The organism is Flavobacterium movens, assembly GCF_039581425.1.
GTDB classification, from domain to species: Bacteria; Bacteroidota; Bacteroidia; order Flavobacteriales; family Flavobacteriaceae; genus Flavobacterium; species Flavobacterium luteolum.
The window spans coordinates 184,275-198,607 of record NZ_JBCPXY010000003.1 but is presented as its reverse complement, the minus strand read 5'-3'; the positions used below and the strand labels follow the sequence as shown (position 1 = coordinate 198,607).

Annotated in this window: 14 protein-coding genes; 7 read left to right on the top strand and 7 right to left on the bottom strand. The window is 31.9% G+C overall.

The features are described 5' to 3' along the window. Window positions 1–82: 82 nt before the first annotated feature. Window positions 83–469 (bottom strand): tetratricopeptide repeat protein, encoded by a 387-nt coding sequence (locus AAYQ05_RS07195; RefSeq protein ID WP_177210332.1) that lies wholly within the window; start codon window positions 467–469, stop codon window positions 83–85. Window positions 470–804: 335 nt separating this feature from the next. Here AAYQ05_RS07195 and AAYQ05_RS07190 point away from each other — a divergent pair, with 335 nt between their 5' ends. Continuing rightward, window positions 805–1,239, top strand: coding sequence for a hypothetical protein (locus tag AAYQ05_RS07190; RefSeq protein ID WP_343542237.1), 435 nt, complete (start codon window positions 805–807; stop codon window positions 1,237–1,239). Window positions 1,240–1,306: 67 nt separating this feature from the next. Here the strand turns inward: AAYQ05_RS07190 and AAYQ05_RS07185 are convergent, their stop codons facing one another. The 4 genes from AAYQ05_RS07185 to AAYQ05_RS07170 all read right to left on the bottom strand — a co-directional run bounded on the left by AAYQ05_RS07185 (window position 1,307) and on the right by AAYQ05_RS07170 (window position 4,331). Further along, window positions 1,307–1,693 carry a secretion protein gene (locus AAYQ05_RS07185; RefSeq protein ID WP_343542235.1) on the bottom strand — a complete coding sequence of 129 codons (387 nt, stop codon included), beginning with the start codon at window positions 1,691–1,693 and terminating at the stop codon, window positions 1,307–1,309. A 364-nt stretch (window positions 1,694–2,057) separates the two neighbouring features. After that, complete coding sequence (locus AAYQ05_RS07180) at window positions 2,058–2,459, bottom strand: T9SS type A sorting domain-containing protein (RefSeq protein WP_343542233.1); 402 nt, start codon at window positions 2,457–2,459, stop codon at window positions 2,058–2,060. A 469-nt stretch (window positions 2,460–2,928) separates the two neighbouring features. Further along, complete coding sequence (locus AAYQ05_RS07175; protein WP_281631869.1) at window positions 2,929–3,333, bottom strand: T9SS type A sorting domain-containing protein; 405 nt, start codon at window positions 3,331–3,333, stop codon at window positions 2,929–2,931. A gap of 632 nt (window positions 3,334–3,965) precedes the next feature. Continuing rightward, the gene (locus tag AAYQ05_RS07170) at window positions 3,966–4,331 is read right to left on the bottom strand and encodes a T9SS type A sorting domain-containing protein (RefSeq protein ID WP_343542232.1); all 366 of its coding nucleotides are present in this window, start codon (window positions 4,329–4,331) and stop codon (window positions 3,966–3,968) included. A 450-nt stretch (window positions 4,332–4,781) separates the two neighbouring features. On the opposite strand from AAYQ05_RS07170, the gene AAYQ05_RS07165 reads away from it, so the two are divergent. The 3 genes from AAYQ05_RS07165 to AAYQ05_RS07155 all read left to right on the top strand — a co-directional run bounded on the left by AAYQ05_RS07165 (window position 4,782) and on the right by AAYQ05_RS07155 (window position 7,407). Beyond that, a complete protein-coding gene (locus tag AAYQ05_RS07165; protein ID WP_177210325.1) occupies window positions 4,782–5,654 on the top strand; it encodes an AraC family transcriptional regulator in 873 nt (290 codons plus the stop codon). A 263-nt stretch (window positions 5,655–5,917) separates the two neighbouring features. Beyond that, window positions 5,918–6,787: an alpha/beta hydrolase gene (locus AAYQ05_RS07160; protein WP_343542231.1), complete on the top strand. Its 870-nt coding sequence runs from the start codon at window positions 5,918–5,920 to the stop codon at window positions 6,785–6,787. A gap of 92 nt (window positions 6,788–6,879) precedes the next feature. Further along, window positions 6,880–7,407: a hypothetical protein gene (locus AAYQ05_RS07155; RefSeq protein WP_343542229.1), complete on the top strand. Its 528-nt coding sequence runs from the start codon at window positions 6,880–6,882 to the stop codon at window positions 7,405–7,407. Between the two features lie 79 nt (window positions 7,408–7,486). Here the strand turns inward: AAYQ05_RS07155 and AAYQ05_RS07150 are convergent, their stop codons facing one another. Both AAYQ05_RS07150 and AAYQ05_RS07145 read right to left on the bottom strand, forming a co-directional pair. Beyond that, window positions 7,487–8,458, bottom strand: coding sequence for a TerC family protein (locus tag AAYQ05_RS07150; RefSeq protein WP_281631872.1), 972 nt, complete (start codon window positions 8,456–8,458; stop codon window positions 7,487–7,489). 335 nt (window positions 8,459–8,793) lie between these two features. Beyond that, window positions 8,794–9,810, bottom strand: coding sequence for a glutamine synthetase beta-grasp domain-containing protein (locus tag AAYQ05_RS07145; RefSeq protein ID WP_177210321.1), 1,017 nt, complete (start codon window positions 9,808–9,810; stop codon window positions 8,794–8,796). A gap of 429 nt (window positions 9,811–10,239) precedes the next feature. On the opposite strand from AAYQ05_RS07145, the gene AAYQ05_RS07140 reads away from it, so the two are divergent. From AAYQ05_RS07140 to AAYQ05_RS07130, 3 genes are all read left to right on the top strand, one after another. Beyond that, the gene (locus tag AAYQ05_RS07140) at window positions 10,240–12,429 is read left to right on the top strand and encodes a glutamine synthetase III family protein (RefSeq protein ID WP_343542224.1); all 2,190 of its coding nucleotides are present in this window, start codon (window positions 10,240–10,242) and stop codon (window positions 12,427–12,429) included. A 405-nt stretch (window positions 12,430–12,834) separates the two neighbouring features. Further along, on the top strand, window positions 12,835–13,734 hold the full coding sequence (locus AAYQ05_RS07135; RefSeq protein ID WP_343542222.1) for a hypothetical protein: 900 nt from the start codon (window positions 12,835–12,837) through the stop codon (window positions 13,732–13,734). A gap of 72 nt (window positions 13,735–13,806) precedes the next feature. Then, a complete protein-coding gene (locus tag AAYQ05_RS07130; protein ID WP_343542221.1) occupies window positions 13,807–14,328 on the top strand; it encodes a hypothetical protein in 522 nt (173 codons plus the stop codon). The last annotated feature ends 5 nt before the right edge of the window (window positions 14,329–14,333 follow it).

The window sequence follows — 14,333 nt, the reverse complement described above, 5'->3', positions numbered from 1 at the left end:
CTTTGGTCGAAATGAAGATTTTGTTTTAAATAGAAAAACCTCCCATTTCAGAGAGGTTTTTTTATATCAATTTAAGTTCTTATTATACTTTCTTTTTTATCGAAGTTTTTGGTTTACGCTTTAATTTTTCGATTAAGGCATCTGCTTTTTCGTTTTCAGAAATAGAGCGTAAAGATTCTGCGTAGCGGTAATAGTAAACGGGATCTAAATCTGTGGTTAGAGCGAAGAGTTCGCTATACCATTCGGCTGCTTTCTCCAGTTCGCAATTCGAGTACGATGAATTTCCTAATTTTTGAAACAAGTCTACAGATTTGTAGCCCTTTGCAGCGACCTTTTCGTAGGTCTTTATAACGTCGACATAAGCGTATTTTTCGCCGACTTTTTCGGTTCTATAATAAGTTTCATTTTGCGCCGCGGCACGAAATGAAAATACGATTAACAATACTAAAATTGCTAAATGTTTTTGCATAGGTTTAGTTTTGGTTGTGGTATTTAATCGTATTTTTTTAATTGTTTTTGAAAATATTTTCAGCTCGATAAAAGCTTGATAAATCAATAAACGTCAATTTTTGTTTATTATTTTGCATTTAATGATGCTTTTATTATGCAAAGATATGTAAATCAGTAATATAAAGTGTTTTTAAACGATGTTTTTTTGATTTGGTCGATTATATTATGTTTTTTTTAAATAATTGATTTTGTTTGATTTATGTATTTTTTGAAAGTAAAAAAAGATCTTGAAATAGTTTTTTTTCATTTTTTAAAAAGAATATAATTTAACTTTATATCAGAAAGAATATTGCGATGACAATACAGGATTATCTGGATAAAATAGAAAGCTTGCAACGTGAAAGGTCTAAGATTACATTTTCTGACAATGATGATCTTGAGTTTTACGTTCAAAAAATACAGCAAAGTGCCGAATCCTTTTGTATGCTTGATGATGTATTGCAAAAAAATTCAGATAGGATTCTTTTAAATAACGAAGCGGTAAAATTGTTTGCGAATCGTTTAGGCTTGTTATTCTTAGAAGAAAAAGAATCAGGAAATGTATGTTTTGCCAATAGCGAAGAAGTGCGTCCAGAATATCGGCAAAGTTTCAGATTGATAGATTTCTTAGATTACATTTATGCTTTTATGCATTCTGTGGTATATAAAGAAACACAAAAAATAATCATTTCATCTGAAAAAGATTTTTTTTGGAAGCTAGCAAAAATAGGCTCGGATTTAAGTAAATAAAAAATATGAAAACAAAAAAAAAGCAGCTCCTGGTACGAGCTGCTTTTCTAATTTTTAGGGCAAAAAATTAACGACGGAAAGAAGGACTCTGGTTTACAGATTGGTCTAACTTTATAGTCTTAACTTTTTTAGCAGCGACTTTAATTTCGTGTTTCGCCACTTTGTCGTTTGCTTTCAATTCAAGAACATAAGTTCCTGCAGGAAAACTTTCTAAACTAATAGTTTTTGAAACCTCCAATTTGTCTGCTGCAGCGTCTCCTGCATAAAGTAAATTGTGATTCTCGTCATAAATAGAGAAAGATGCATTTTCTACAGTGTCTAAAGTAAAGCTAACTACTTTTCCGTTTCCTGTTTTAATGTTTAAAATATAATCACCTTTTCCATCAATGGCATAGGTAAACACAGTCGCTAAAAAAAAGGCAGCAACTAAACCAGCTTTGGTAAATTTTGTCATGTTTTTTTTAAATTGTTAATTACTAAATGTGGAACGCGTAAAACTACAAATACAAATTTAATTTTTAGCAAAATATTGGCACTTTTCGATGTATAAGTTGCTGAATTGTAATTATTTCGGTATTTTGTTTAAACTATGTACGTAATTACTGGGTTTTCGGATTTGTTTTTAGAAAACATTTTTTAACACTTAAAAATCAAAGAGTTGAATTAATAAGAATAATTTTCAGAAATTTTCTGTTTCATCATCTCTTTTGATTCTTAAACAAAAAAAAACAGCTCTGTAACCGTCAAGAGCTGTTTCTTATAATCGTAATTTTTAAAATTTTCTAACCTTAATTTATACCTTTTTGTAGTATAAAATTTTAGCGTGTAGCAACACTTGTATTTTTAGCAAAACCTGCTTTGTAAGCAAAAGAAACTGCATTTCTAGATAAAGATGCATTATCTCCTATTGTGATTTCGTATTTTGCTCTTTTTACGCTGTCTTCTACTTCTAAATAATAAGTTCCTTCAGGAAATTCTTCTAGACTAAAAGTTCTTAAAATTCCATCTTTTCCAGATGCTGTTTCAGAATAGATTAAAGTCCCGTCTGTGTCATAAATAGCTAAATTGGCTTTCTGTACTTTGTTAAGTGCGAAAGTGATCAGTTTTCCATTAGCTTTTAATACATGAAGATTAAAATCTCCATTTCCATCAATTGCGTAAGTGCTTATTCCTGTGAAAAGCAACGCTGCTACTAAACTCAATTTTGCAATCTTTTTCATGGTACTTCGTTTTTAAATTAATAGTTCTAATTCTCTGATGCTAAATTACTTATGTAATACATGAAAAAGTGCAACTGTATTTTCCTATTTCTATGCTATATTCTCATTTACGAAACCGTTATAGGTTAAAACATGAATTATTTTTAACATTTTTGTTAATTCACTTATTATTTTTTAATGTTTTGCTTGGTTTTTAATTTACGTTGAGTTAAGGATTTCTTTACAAAAAAGTAATTGAGTTGTTCCACAGAGATTCACAGAGAAAAACACAAAAATTCGCAAAGATTTAAAAAATAAACTTTGCGAATCTCTGCGGAAAATTTTGTGAATCTCTGTGTAATGCTCTAGAAAGTATAAAACAAAAAAAACAGCTCAATAACCACAAAGAGCTGTTTTTAAAACTTTTGAAAGTTTTTAAACTTACTAACTATCTAACCTCACTTTTATACTTTATGAAAGCATAAACTTTTTAGCGTGCTGCCACGCTTGTATTTTTAGCAAAACCTGGTTTGTAAACTGAAGAAACTGCATTTTTAGATAAAATAGTAGCATCGTCAGTTATTGTGATTTCGTATTTTGCTTTTTTTGCATCGTTTTCTACTTCTAAGAAGTAAGTTCCTTCTGGAAATTCTTCTAAACTAAAAGTTCTTAGAATTCCATCTTTACCTGAAGCGGTTTCAGAATAAATAAGAGATCCGTCTTTGTCATAAATAGCTAAGTAGGCTTTTTGTGTTTGGTTAAGACCAAACGTGATCATTTTCCCATTAGCTTTAATAACATGCAGATTAAAGTCTGCTGTTCCATCAATTGCATAAGTGCTTATTCCTGTGAAAAGCAATGCTGCTACTAAACTCAATCTAACAATCTTTTTCATGGTATTTAGTTTTTAAATTAATAGTTCTAATTCTCTGATGCTAAATTACTTTAGTTGTAAGTAAAAAAGCAATACTATATTCTCCAATTTCTATGCTATATTCTCATTTACGAAACCGTTATAGGTTAAAATTTGAATTATATTTATCTTTTTCGTTAATTAGGCTATTATTTTTCAACGTTTTTGATGATTTTTAATTTACATTGAGATAACGATTTGTTTAAAAAATGTAGGAAATTTTGAAGATACTAAGGTGCTGAGGTACTAAGCTTCTAAGTTTTTAATTGTATTGTGTATTGTAGCGCAAAGGGAGCAGAGGTTTACGCAAAGTTCACAAAGGTTTTTTTGAGTAAATTTTATAAAACAAAAAGTTCGTAAGGCTTTATCCTAATATAGCTTTGCGAACTTTGTATCTATATGTATCATCTTTAATTAAAAAACTCTGCGAATCTCTGTGTTATAACTTACAAAAAATAAAGAGCAAAAAAAAAACAGCTCAGTAACCACAAAGAGCTGTTTTTAAAACTTTTGAAAGTTTTTAACTTACTAACTATCTAACCTCACTTTTTATACTGTATTAGAGTATAAAGTTTTAAGTGCCGTGAAGAATTGCACTTAACCTTAATATTTTCTTAGTTAACAGAAACCGTTCCTTTTGAAGACAAAACAGAACTATTAGCGTTAACAGTGATATCGTATTTTACTTTTTTGAAGCTGTCAGCAACCTCTAAAATATATTTTCCTTGAGGGAATTCTTCTAAACTGAAAGTTCTTAAGATTCCGTCTTTACCAGAAGCGTTCTCAGTATAGATTACATTACCATTTGTATCAGATATACTAATAACTGCTTTTTGTAATTGATTAATTCCAAAAGCAATTACCTTGCCATTTCCTTTTAATACATGAAGATTTAACGCTTCATTTCCATCAATTGCATAAGTACTCATTCCTGTTAGGAGTACTGCACATACTAAACTTAATTTCATAATCTTTTTCATATTCTATAGTATTAAATTTTTTTCGTTCATTTTTCTGAGGCAAAGTTATGGCAGCAGTTGTGGTATTTTAACATCTATATTTTCCAATTTATATGCTATATTCTCATTTACGAAACCGTTATATGTTAAAATTTGACTTTAATGTTGTGTTTTTGTTAATTTGATTGTTTTTATTCAAAGTTTTTCAAAAACTGAATACTTCTTAAAATTTCTATTTTTCTTACAATTTTTAATAAATTGGTATAAAATCGAGTTTTAAATAGGATAAATAGAAAAAAAGTCAGGAAAAAAAATAAGACCCTAAAAAAAAGCCGATTTTGATGTAAATTATTCAGTGTTAAGAACGTTATTTTAATGTAAAATTCGCATTTACGAAACCGTTATAGGTTAAAATTTAAATTATTTTAGGTGATTTTGTTAAATTTGCTATTATTTTTTAAAGAAATTATCATGAAGACAATTGCCCCAGCTCTTGAAGTGATAACTAACTCATACGGAAGTTCTTTTACCTACGCTAAACACGCCGAAAAGACCAATAGTAAAGCTCATTTATGGCACTATCATCCAGAAATTGAGTTGGTCTATATAAACGGTGGGGCAGGGAAGAGACAAATAGGAAGCCATGTTTCTTATTATACCAATGGTAGTTTACTTTTAATAGGAGCTAATTTGCCGCATTGCGGTTTTACAAATGAGCAGACTGGAAATACAACGGAAACCGTTATCCATATTAAACCTGAATTTTTAGGAAGCGACTTTTTTGTAGCTCCTGAAATGAGAAAAGTTCAGAATATATTAAAACAAGCTAAGGGCGGAATCGCTTTTGGTGGCGAGACGAAAAAGCGTATCGGAAAGAAAATTGAAATGATGGAAAATGAACCGCCATTTCAGAGATTAATGACGCTTTTGAGTGTTTTAGACGAATTGGAATCGGCTGAAGAATATACCATCTTAAACGCTGACGGATTTTCGATGGAATTGCAAACACAAGACAACGATCGTATGAATGTGGTTTTCAATTTTGTAAAAGATCATTTTCAGGAATCTATTTCTATAGATGAGGTTTCGAGTCTGGTAAGTATGACTACGCCATCTTTCTGCCGTTATTTCAAGAAGATTTCAAACAAAACGTTTACTGAGTTTGTAAATGAATATCGTTTAGTGCATGCTTCAAAACTTTTGGCAGAACAGCCTATGAGTATTAATGAGGTTTGTTATGAAAGCGGTTTCAATAATTTCAGCCACTTTAGTAAATCGTTTAAACAATATACTGGTAAAAGCGCTTCGCAATACCGTCATGAACATAAGATTATTATTAGTTGATTTTTTTGCCACGAATTACACGAATTGGCACGAATTAAATTTTATAATTTGTAAAAGAAATAAAAAAACCGATCAGTCAAAAGCTGATCGGTTTTTTTATTTTTCAGTTTTACGTACTATTTTACATTTTGCCAAGAGATTATTTAAATTAATTAGTGGAAATTTGTGTAATTCGTGGCATCCAAAGCAAGTCGGATTTTTCATATATTTTATTCTGAAAAAAGTTATATTTACAAACCCTAATCAGAAAAAAAAATATCAAAATGAAGAAATTTAAAATGCTATTGTCTGCATTTTTGCTTTGTCTCACCACCATGACATACGCTGCAAAAGTAGACACACTTCAAGTTGCGAGTACCGCTATGGGTAAAACCTATAAGGCAGCGGTAGTTTTACCAAATTCTTATGCAAAAAGCAAATCGACGTTTCCGGTAATGTATCTGCTGCATGGTGCATACGGACATTTTAGTGATTGGCTTAAAAATACGCCAAACAAAAAACTGGTTCACAATCTAGCGGATCAATACAATATGATTATTGTTATGCCAGAAGGAGAGACGTTTAGTTTTTATATTGATAGTCCTGTAAATAAAGAAAGTCAGTTTGAAACTTTTATTACACAAGAAGTTATTCAGAAAATAGATAAAACATATCGAACTATTGCTAATAAAAACGGAAGAGTAATAACAGGACTTTCTATGGGCGGACATGGTGCATTGTATTTGTCTGCCAGACACCCAGAATTATTTTGTGCAGCAGGAAGTATGAGCGGCGCTGTAGATATGAGTACGATGCTTAATAGAGATTCTTCGGCGCAAATTGTAAAATTAATGCAGCCTGTTTTTGGTGATAAAAGCGGAAACACCGAATTGTACGAACAAAATTCTGTTTTAAGAATGGCGGATAAACTCAAGTCGAACAAATTACCTTTAATAATAGATTGCGGAGTAGACGATTTTTTGATTGAGCCAAATAGAGAATTACACAGAAGATTGGTCTATAATAAAGTGGACCACGATTATACAGAACGTCCAGGAGCACATACTTGGGATTATTGGGAAAATTCACTTCCGTATCATGCATTATTTTTTAATAAAATACTAGCTAAAAATCAGGTGACTGCGAAAAAATAAAGCCTATTTTGTTCTAAAATAAGCCAAATTGCTTTTTTTGGTTTAATTTTTGGAATACCTTTATATAGTATAATCCTTAAAAAAAAATAATTATGAAAAAGATACTTACCTTATTTGCAGTTATCGGTTTAATTGCATTTTCTAGCTGTGAAGGACCAGAAGGGCCTCCGGGACCTCCAGGCAGCCCTGCTGCAGCTGAAGTTTTTGAAATTGAAAAAGTAAATTTTAGTGCGACTGCTAATTCCGAGATTTATTTTAATTTTAAATCGCAAACTTACTTAGGCGATGTTGTTTTGGTATATAGATATGATGGGCCTGATCCTAAAACTAATCGTGATATATGGGTTCCTCTTCCTGATTCGCATTATTACAATGATGGAGGTCTTTACTTTACTTACAAGTTTGATTTTACTCAGGATAATGTTAGAATATTTACAGAAGGTTATGGGTTGAGTGCTAATCCTATTCCGTCTGATTTCGTTGTCAATCAGATATTTCGTATTGTAGTTGTCCCAGGTTTTGATCCTATTGTTACTGGGAAATCTGTAAATAAACTTGATTATTATGAAGTAATTAAGAAATATAACATTGATGATAGTAACGTTAAGAAGTTAAACTAGATTCAGTTCAATAATCAATAAAAAAAAAGGAAATCGTAAGATTTCCTTTTTTTTTTATGAATATATGTTTTTAAACTAATTATTCTTCGCTTGATGAATCATTTAAAACTTTTTCTGGTCCGAATTTAAGAGAAACTAGAATGCCAACTAAAAGTGATAAAGCAATAAATCCTAAAGAAGCCCATTCTGGAACGTGGAAGAAATCGTGTAAAAGCATTTTTAATCCAACGAAAGCTAGAATTGCAACTAAGCTGTATTCTAAATAACTGAATTTTGCCAGCATATTTGCTAAGAAGAAATACATAGAACGTAGTCCAAGAATCGCAAAAATATTCGAACTAAATACTAAAAACGGATCTTTGGTAATAGCAAGAATTGCAGGAACACTATCTACAGCAAATAAAACGTCCATCACTTCGATAACAATTAAAGCTACAAATAATGGAGTAGCTGCTTTTTTTGCAGTTTTGGTCGAAATGAAAAATTTTTCACCATCTGTCTCTGCTGTAATCGGCATAACTTTGCCTAAAGCTTTATAGATAAAAGAATCTTTTGGATGAAAATCTTCTTCTTCTCCAGAAAAAAGCATTTTTATGGCTGTAAATATTAAGAAAACTCCAAACACATAAGTGGTCCATGAGAATTTGTTAATTAGCATAACTCCGAAGAAAATCATTAATCCACGGAAAACAATAGCTCCAAGAATTCCCCAGAATAAAACACGGTGCTGGTATTTTTGCGGAATTTTGAATGAAGCAAAAATAATAGCGATAACAAAAATGTTATCGACACTCAGTGAAAGCTCGATCAAATAACCCGTAATAAATTTCATTGAAGCCACAGCTGGTTTCAAATTATCTGGATTGTCAATATAGTCTGTTGTGTAAAGCCAATAAATTACTCCCGAAAAGAGGAAAGATAAAGTAACCCAAACTAAGGTCCATTTGCTGGCTTCTTTTGTGCTAATAATATGGGGTGTTTTGTTAAAGACGCCTAAATCTAAAGCAAGAATAAAAACTACAGCAAGTAAAAAGAGTGACCAGACTATCATAATGATTTTTTTTAATGATTTACAAAGATAAGTTTTGATGTTTAACTTAAAAATTAAATTTAATCCTAAAATTAAGTAATATTTATTATTTGTAAAGTGTTAAGTATTATAAAGTTATGAGGTTATTTGAAATGTAAAAGGTGGTTTTAGGCAAGAAAAGATGAAATTCTTATTTAAAGTGAAGAGTAGAACTTTGTCAAAGTTTTAAACTTTGACAAAGTTGGTAGATAACTTTAATTTAAATCCGAAAGGTTTTAAGAACCTATCGTGTTTAATGCAAAAAAAAGTGCCAACAATTACGATGGCACTTTTTAGAATATATTGTAAGCTTTGAATTAGATTGCTGAGTTAACAGTTTTGATAATTCTAGCAGCAATTTTGTAAGGGTCTCCGTTTGAAGCTGGTCTTCTGTCTTCCAACCATCCTTTCCAACCTTTTTGAACAGTCATTAAAGGAATTCTGATAGAACATCCTCTGTCTGAAACTCCATAAGAGAAATCGTGGATAGAAGCAGTTTCGTGCTTACCAGTTAAACGTTGATCGTTGTAAGCTCCGTAAACTGCAATGTGCTCAGCAGTAACAGGACGGAAAGCCTCGCAGATTTTCTCGTAAACTTCTTGAGAACCACATGTTCTAAGAACTGTGTTAGAGAAGTTAGCGTGCATACCAGAACCATTCCAGTCAGTATCTCCTAGAGGTTTTGGGTGATATTCAATATAGTAACCATATTTCTCAGTTAAACGGTCTAATAGGTAACGAGCAACCCAGATTTCGTCTCCAGCTTTTTTAGCTCCTTTAGCGAATAATTGGAATTCCCATTGTCCGCAAGCAACCTCTTGGTTGATTCCTTCAAAGTTGATTCCAGCAGCGATACATAAATCAGCGTGCTCTTCAACTAATTTTCTACCGTGAGTGTTTTTTCCACCTACAGAACAGTAGTACATCCCTTGTGGAGCAGGGTATCCTCCAACTGGGAAACCAAGTGGAAGTTGTGTTTTAGTATCCATGATGAAATACTCTTGTTCGAATCCAAACCAAAAATCATCATTATCATCATCAATTGTAGCTCTACCGTTAGAAGGGTGTGGTGTTCCGTCAGCATACATAACTTCGCACATTACTAACCATCCGTTGATACGAGTTGGATCTGGATAGATTGCAACTGGAACTAATAAACAGTCAGAAGAACCTCCTTCGGCTTGTCTTGTAGATGATCCATCAAATGACCAGTTTCCAAGCTCCTCTAATGTTCCTTTGAAGTTTTCGTGTTCTTCAACTTTAGTTTTACTTCTAAGATTTTGAGTTGGTTCATATCCATCTAACCAAATGTACTCTAACTTAATTTTAGCCATAATAATATAAATTAATTTTTTTGTTTTTTTTCGTTGGGTCAAATATAGATTTATTTTTTTAGTCCCAAAAATTAGGGGGCTATTTTGTTTTGTGAAGTATAATTTTTTGGATAAGCGCAATTTTGTTAGGGGTATATTTTAAAAAAAGCAATTTTAATTACCTTAAAAAAATAAATTCGTAATAATTACGGTTCATTTTTGAATTTATGGGTTAAGAAATTATGAAAAAATGTTTATTTAATCAATAATACCGTATAGTTTTGTTATATTTCTGTGATTTGAATTCATTATTCTTCGAAAAAAGCATTTTATGTTGAAAAATCATTGACTAAAAATCTAAAATTTATATTCTGAACAGGTACTTTAATTGTTTATATTTGCTGATCATTTTTTAATGAAAATTAGTACGAATTTAAAATATACATAACCATGTCAACATTACGTTTTCAAGCTTTACAACAAGCTTCTAATAGAAAGCCAGTACATTTTGAAGAAATTGGCCGAAAATCAAATCTTTTTGGTGCAAATGTGTTTAATGAAAAGGCGATGAAGCAATATTTAACTTCAGATGCATTTAAAGGAGTAAGAGATGCCATCCAGCACGGAACTAAAATCGACAGAAAATTAGCAGATTATATTGCCATGGGAATGAAAGAGTGGGCTCTTTCTAAAGGTGTAACACATTATACGCACTGGTTTCAGCCACTTACAGGAACTACTGCAGAGAAACACGATGCTTTTTTTGAAACCTCTTATGACGGAAGCGAATCTGTAGAAAAATTTGGAGGAGCACAGTTAGTGCAGCAAGAACCGGATGCATCTAGTTTCCCGAATGGCGGAATCAGAAATACTTTTGAGGCAAGAGGTTATACAGCTTGGGATCCGACTTCTCCAGCTTTTATATATGGTACAACTTTATGTATACCAACAGTATTTATTGCTTACACAGGTGAAGCTTTAGATAATAAAATACCTTTATTAAGAGCTTTATCAGCAATTGATGAAGCAGCGACAGAAGTTTGTAAATATTTTGACAAAAACGTAAAAAAGGTAACAGCAACTTTAGGCTGGGAGCAGGAATATTTCTTGATTGATAAAGCTTTGGCAAATTCTCGTCCTGACTTAATGATGACAGGAAGAACCTTATTAGGTCATACTTCTGCAAAAGGGCAGCAATTAGATGATCACTATTTCGGATCTATTCCAACTCGAGCTCTTACTTATATGAGAGATTTAGAGCAGGAATGTATGTTATTGGGTATTCCGGTAAAAACACGTCATAATGAGGTTGCTCCAAATCAGTTTGAGTTAGCGCCGATTTTTGAGGAAACTAATTTAGCGGTCGATCACAACTCTTTATTAATGGATGTAATGCAGAGAGTAGCAGAGCGTCATGACTTTAAAGTATTATTTCACGAAAAGCCTTTTAAAGGAGTAAACGGTTCTGGAAAACACAATAACTGGTCGTTGGCTACAGATACAGGAGTTAATTTATTGAGTCCGAGCAAAACGCCAATGAGCAATTTACAGTTTTTGACTTTCTTTATTAATACAATCAAAGCGGTTAATGATAACGAGACTTTATTAAGAGCTTCTATCGCAACAGCAAGTAACGATCATAGGTTAGGGGCAAACGAAGCACCACCAGCAATTATGTCTGTATTTATTGGAGCGCAATTGACAAAGGTTTTATCTGAATTAGAAAGCGTAACAACAGGAAAACTTTCGCCAGAAGAAAAAACAGATTTGAAATTGAACGTGGTGGGTAAAATTCCAGACGTATTATTAGATAATACTGACAGAAATAGAACTTCGCCTTTTGCTTTTACAGGAAACAAATTTGAGTTTAGAGCTGTAGGTTCAAATTCAAACTGTTCAAATGCAATGACAACTTTGAATGCAATTGTAGCAAAACAGTTAATTGACTTTAAAAATGAAGTAGAGAACTTGATTGAAAATAAAGACATGAAAAAAGACGATGCGATCTTTAATGTCTTAAGAGAGTACATCAAACAATCTAAAAAGATTCTTTTTGAAGGAGACGGTTATAGTGAAGCTTGGGAAAAAGAAGCGGCTAAAAGAGGATTGAGCAACTTTAAAACTACTCCAGAAGCTATTAAAGCTAAGGTTTCTAAACAAGCTTTAGAATTATTTGAACAATTAGGAATCTTTAATCATGTAGAAGCCGAAGCTCGTTACGAAATTGAATTGGAAGAATACACTAAAAAAATCCAAATTGAAGGTCGTGTTTTAGGAGATATTGCTAGAAACCATGTAATTCCAACTGCAATTCGCTATCAGAATACATTAATTGACAATGTAAAAGGATTAAAAGAAATTTTCGGAAAAGATTTTGAAGCATTGGCTAAAGAGCAGATTGTTTTGATTAGAGAAATCTCAGGTCATATTGAAGGAATCAATTCTAAAGTATTGGCAATGACCAATGAAAGAAAGAAAGCCAATCAATTGACAGATGCTCAAAAAATGGCTGAAGCATATTGCAATAATGTAAAACCTTATTTTGAAGATATCCGTAATCATTGCGATAAATTAGAACTATTGGTAGATGATGAAAGTTGGACATTGACCAAATACAGAGAATTATTGTTTACGAAATAATGCTAACGTAACAATTTGTTAAAGCCTGTCTCAATAAGACAGGCTTTTTTTTGAGATTATACTAAAAAAATGGTTTAAGAAGGACTTTTTTGCTAGTTATACCCCTTGAAATGTAAAGAAATTGTATTAAGTATCTTTTTTCCTATAAAAATTTTAAAGCATTTTGGCAGTTCATCGAGATAGTTTTACAGTTCATCGAAAAGAGGTTAATATGTTGTAAAATAGGTATTTATACGTGAACCTCTTTTGCAGAAAGTTTTCTAATTTTGGTCATGAAGTTGAGAAAATAGGATTAAAAAACTATTTCAAATGATGTTCTGAAGCCCCCTTCCGTTTCCCCCAAATTACAAACCTGCAAGTACCTACATAATAATTTGTATTAATAACCAATTAAATATATTTATTATGAAAAAAGTAATTTTAAGCATCTCAGCGATGCTGTTTGTAGGGTTTGCTGCCGTAGCGCAGAATAACGCGAGTCTTGTGACTCAAAGTACAGGCGCTTTTAATTCTGCTGGACCAGGGAATAATGCAGAAGTTGGTCAAAATGGGGATTTAAATAAATCTACAGTTGGGCAAGTAGGAAATAACAATAAATCTATTGTGCATCAAGGTATTGAACCATCTCCAGTAAATGCGACAAACAACCTTGCAGTGGTTTCTCAAACCAATACTGATAACATTGCAAAAATTTCTCAAAGTAATCATGACAATCAGGCTTATCAAACTCAAGATGGTAAAACAAATAATGCTACCATTTGGCAAGATCAAATTGTTGAGGCTTTAGTTAATCCTAGTGCACTTGGAGGAAATGATAAAGCATGGCAAACACAAACAGGTAATAATAATACCGCTACTATTGATCAGGGAACTACCGGTAATGAGTTTCCAACAGGTACTGCGAGTCCGGCTTTAGGAACAGGTTTTTCAACCGCTCAAATAACTTTAGGTTTGTCAGGAGTAAATGTACCATACTCTCCTCATGCAAGTAATAGTGCAAAACAAACTCAATCTGGTAATTACAATACTGCTTATGCTTCTCAAGGAGGTAAAAACAATATTTCTGAGCAAACTCAGACTAGCGCTTCAAATGCAGTAGGAGCTGACGAAAACAAATCAAACCATTATCAATATGGAAATGATAACAAATCCTATACCGTTCAAGATGGTTCTAAACATATTGATAACACTTTACAAAGTGGAAATAACAACTACGCAAACTTATTGCAAACAGGAGCAGCACAAAAAAGTGTGATTTTCCAAAAAGGAAATTCGCAAATTGCTAATGTTACACAAACTAACTAATAGTTAAAAATAAAAACAAATGAGATAGTTTTAAACCGTGACTATCTCATTTGTTTAATTAATAAAGAAAAGATGAAAACTTTATTTTTAAATAGCGTGCTTTTTTTGCTCTTTTCAACTGCATTTTATGCTCAGGAAAAAGAAGATGATTCTGATTTTAAGAACTATAGTTCATCTGTTTTTAATTCAAAAGAAAAAGCTTTTAGCATAGTTTCTACGATGGACAAAAAAAACAAAAATGAATTAAACAAAAATATACCATTGGGTGTTCAAATACAGCAAATAGGAGCGTACAACGTAGTGAATGCAGCTTTAAAATCAAATGAAACAAAAGTTGCTGTTGACCAAAATGGAGAGCACAATACATTGCTTTTGGATAAAAGTGCTAAAACAATTACCCAAAATATCGTACAGGAAGGAAGTAATAACAGAATATCTGATTTTACATTAAAAACAAACTATGATGTAAATATGGAAATGATTCAAAAAGGAGATAATCAAAATATTCAAAGTATTGGAACCAATTCGCTGTCAAAAAACATGAGAATTACCCAGACAGGCAATGGAGCTTCAATAATTCTTATCAATAAATAAATTAA

Coding starts and splice junctions, on each gene's coding strand:
- AAYQ05_RS07130 (WP_343542221.1), top strand. CDS start 13,807: ATGAAAACTTTATTTTTAAATAGCGTGCTTTTTTTGCTCTTTTCAACT.
- AAYQ05_RS07175 (WP_281631869.1), bottom strand. CDS start 3,333: ATGAAAAAGATTGTTAGATTGAGTTTAGTAGCAGCATTGCTTTTCACA.
- AAYQ05_RS07170 (WP_343542232.1), bottom strand. CDS start 4,331: ATGAAAAAGATTATGAAATTAAGTTTAGTATGTGCAGTACTCCTAACA.
- AAYQ05_RS07195 (WP_177210332.1), bottom strand. CDS start 469: ATGCAAAAACATTTAGCAATTTTAGTATTGTTAATCGTATTTTCATTT.
- AAYQ05_RS07140 (WP_343542224.1), top strand. CDS start 10,240: ATGTCAACATTACGTTTTCAAGCTTTACAACAAGCTTCTAATAGAAAG.
- AAYQ05_RS07185 (WP_343542235.1), bottom strand. CDS start 1,693: ATGACAAAATTTACCAAAGCTGGTTTAGTTGCTGCCTTTTTTTTAGCG.
- AAYQ05_RS07190 (WP_343542237.1), top strand. CDS start 805: ATGACAATACAGGATTATCTGGATAAAATAGAAAGCTTGCAACGTGAA.
- AAYQ05_RS07180 (WP_343542233.1), bottom strand. CDS start 2,459: ATGAAAAAGATTGCAAAATTGAGTTTAGTAGCAGCGTTGCTTTTCACA.
- AAYQ05_RS07150 (WP_281631872.1), bottom strand. CDS start 8,458: ATGATAGTCTGGTCACTCTTTTTACTTGCTGTAGTTTTTATTCTTGCT.
- AAYQ05_RS07135 (WP_343542222.1), top strand. CDS start 12,835: ATGAAAAAAGTAATTTTAAGCATCTCAGCGATGCTGTTTGTAGGGTTT.
- AAYQ05_RS07160 (WP_343542231.1), top strand. CDS start 5,918: ATGAAGAAATTTAAAATGCTATTGTCTGCATTTTTGCTTTGTCTCACC.
- AAYQ05_RS07165 (WP_177210325.1), top strand. CDS start 4,782: ATGAAGACAATTGCCCCAGCTCTTGAAGTGATAACTAACTCATACGGA.
- AAYQ05_RS07155 (WP_343542229.1), top strand. CDS start 6,880: ATGAAAAAGATACTTACCTTATTTGCAGTTATCGGTTTAATTGCATTT.
- AAYQ05_RS07145 (WP_177210321.1), bottom strand. CDS start 9,810: ATGGCTAAAATTAAGTTAGAGTACATTTGGTTAGATGGATATGAACCA.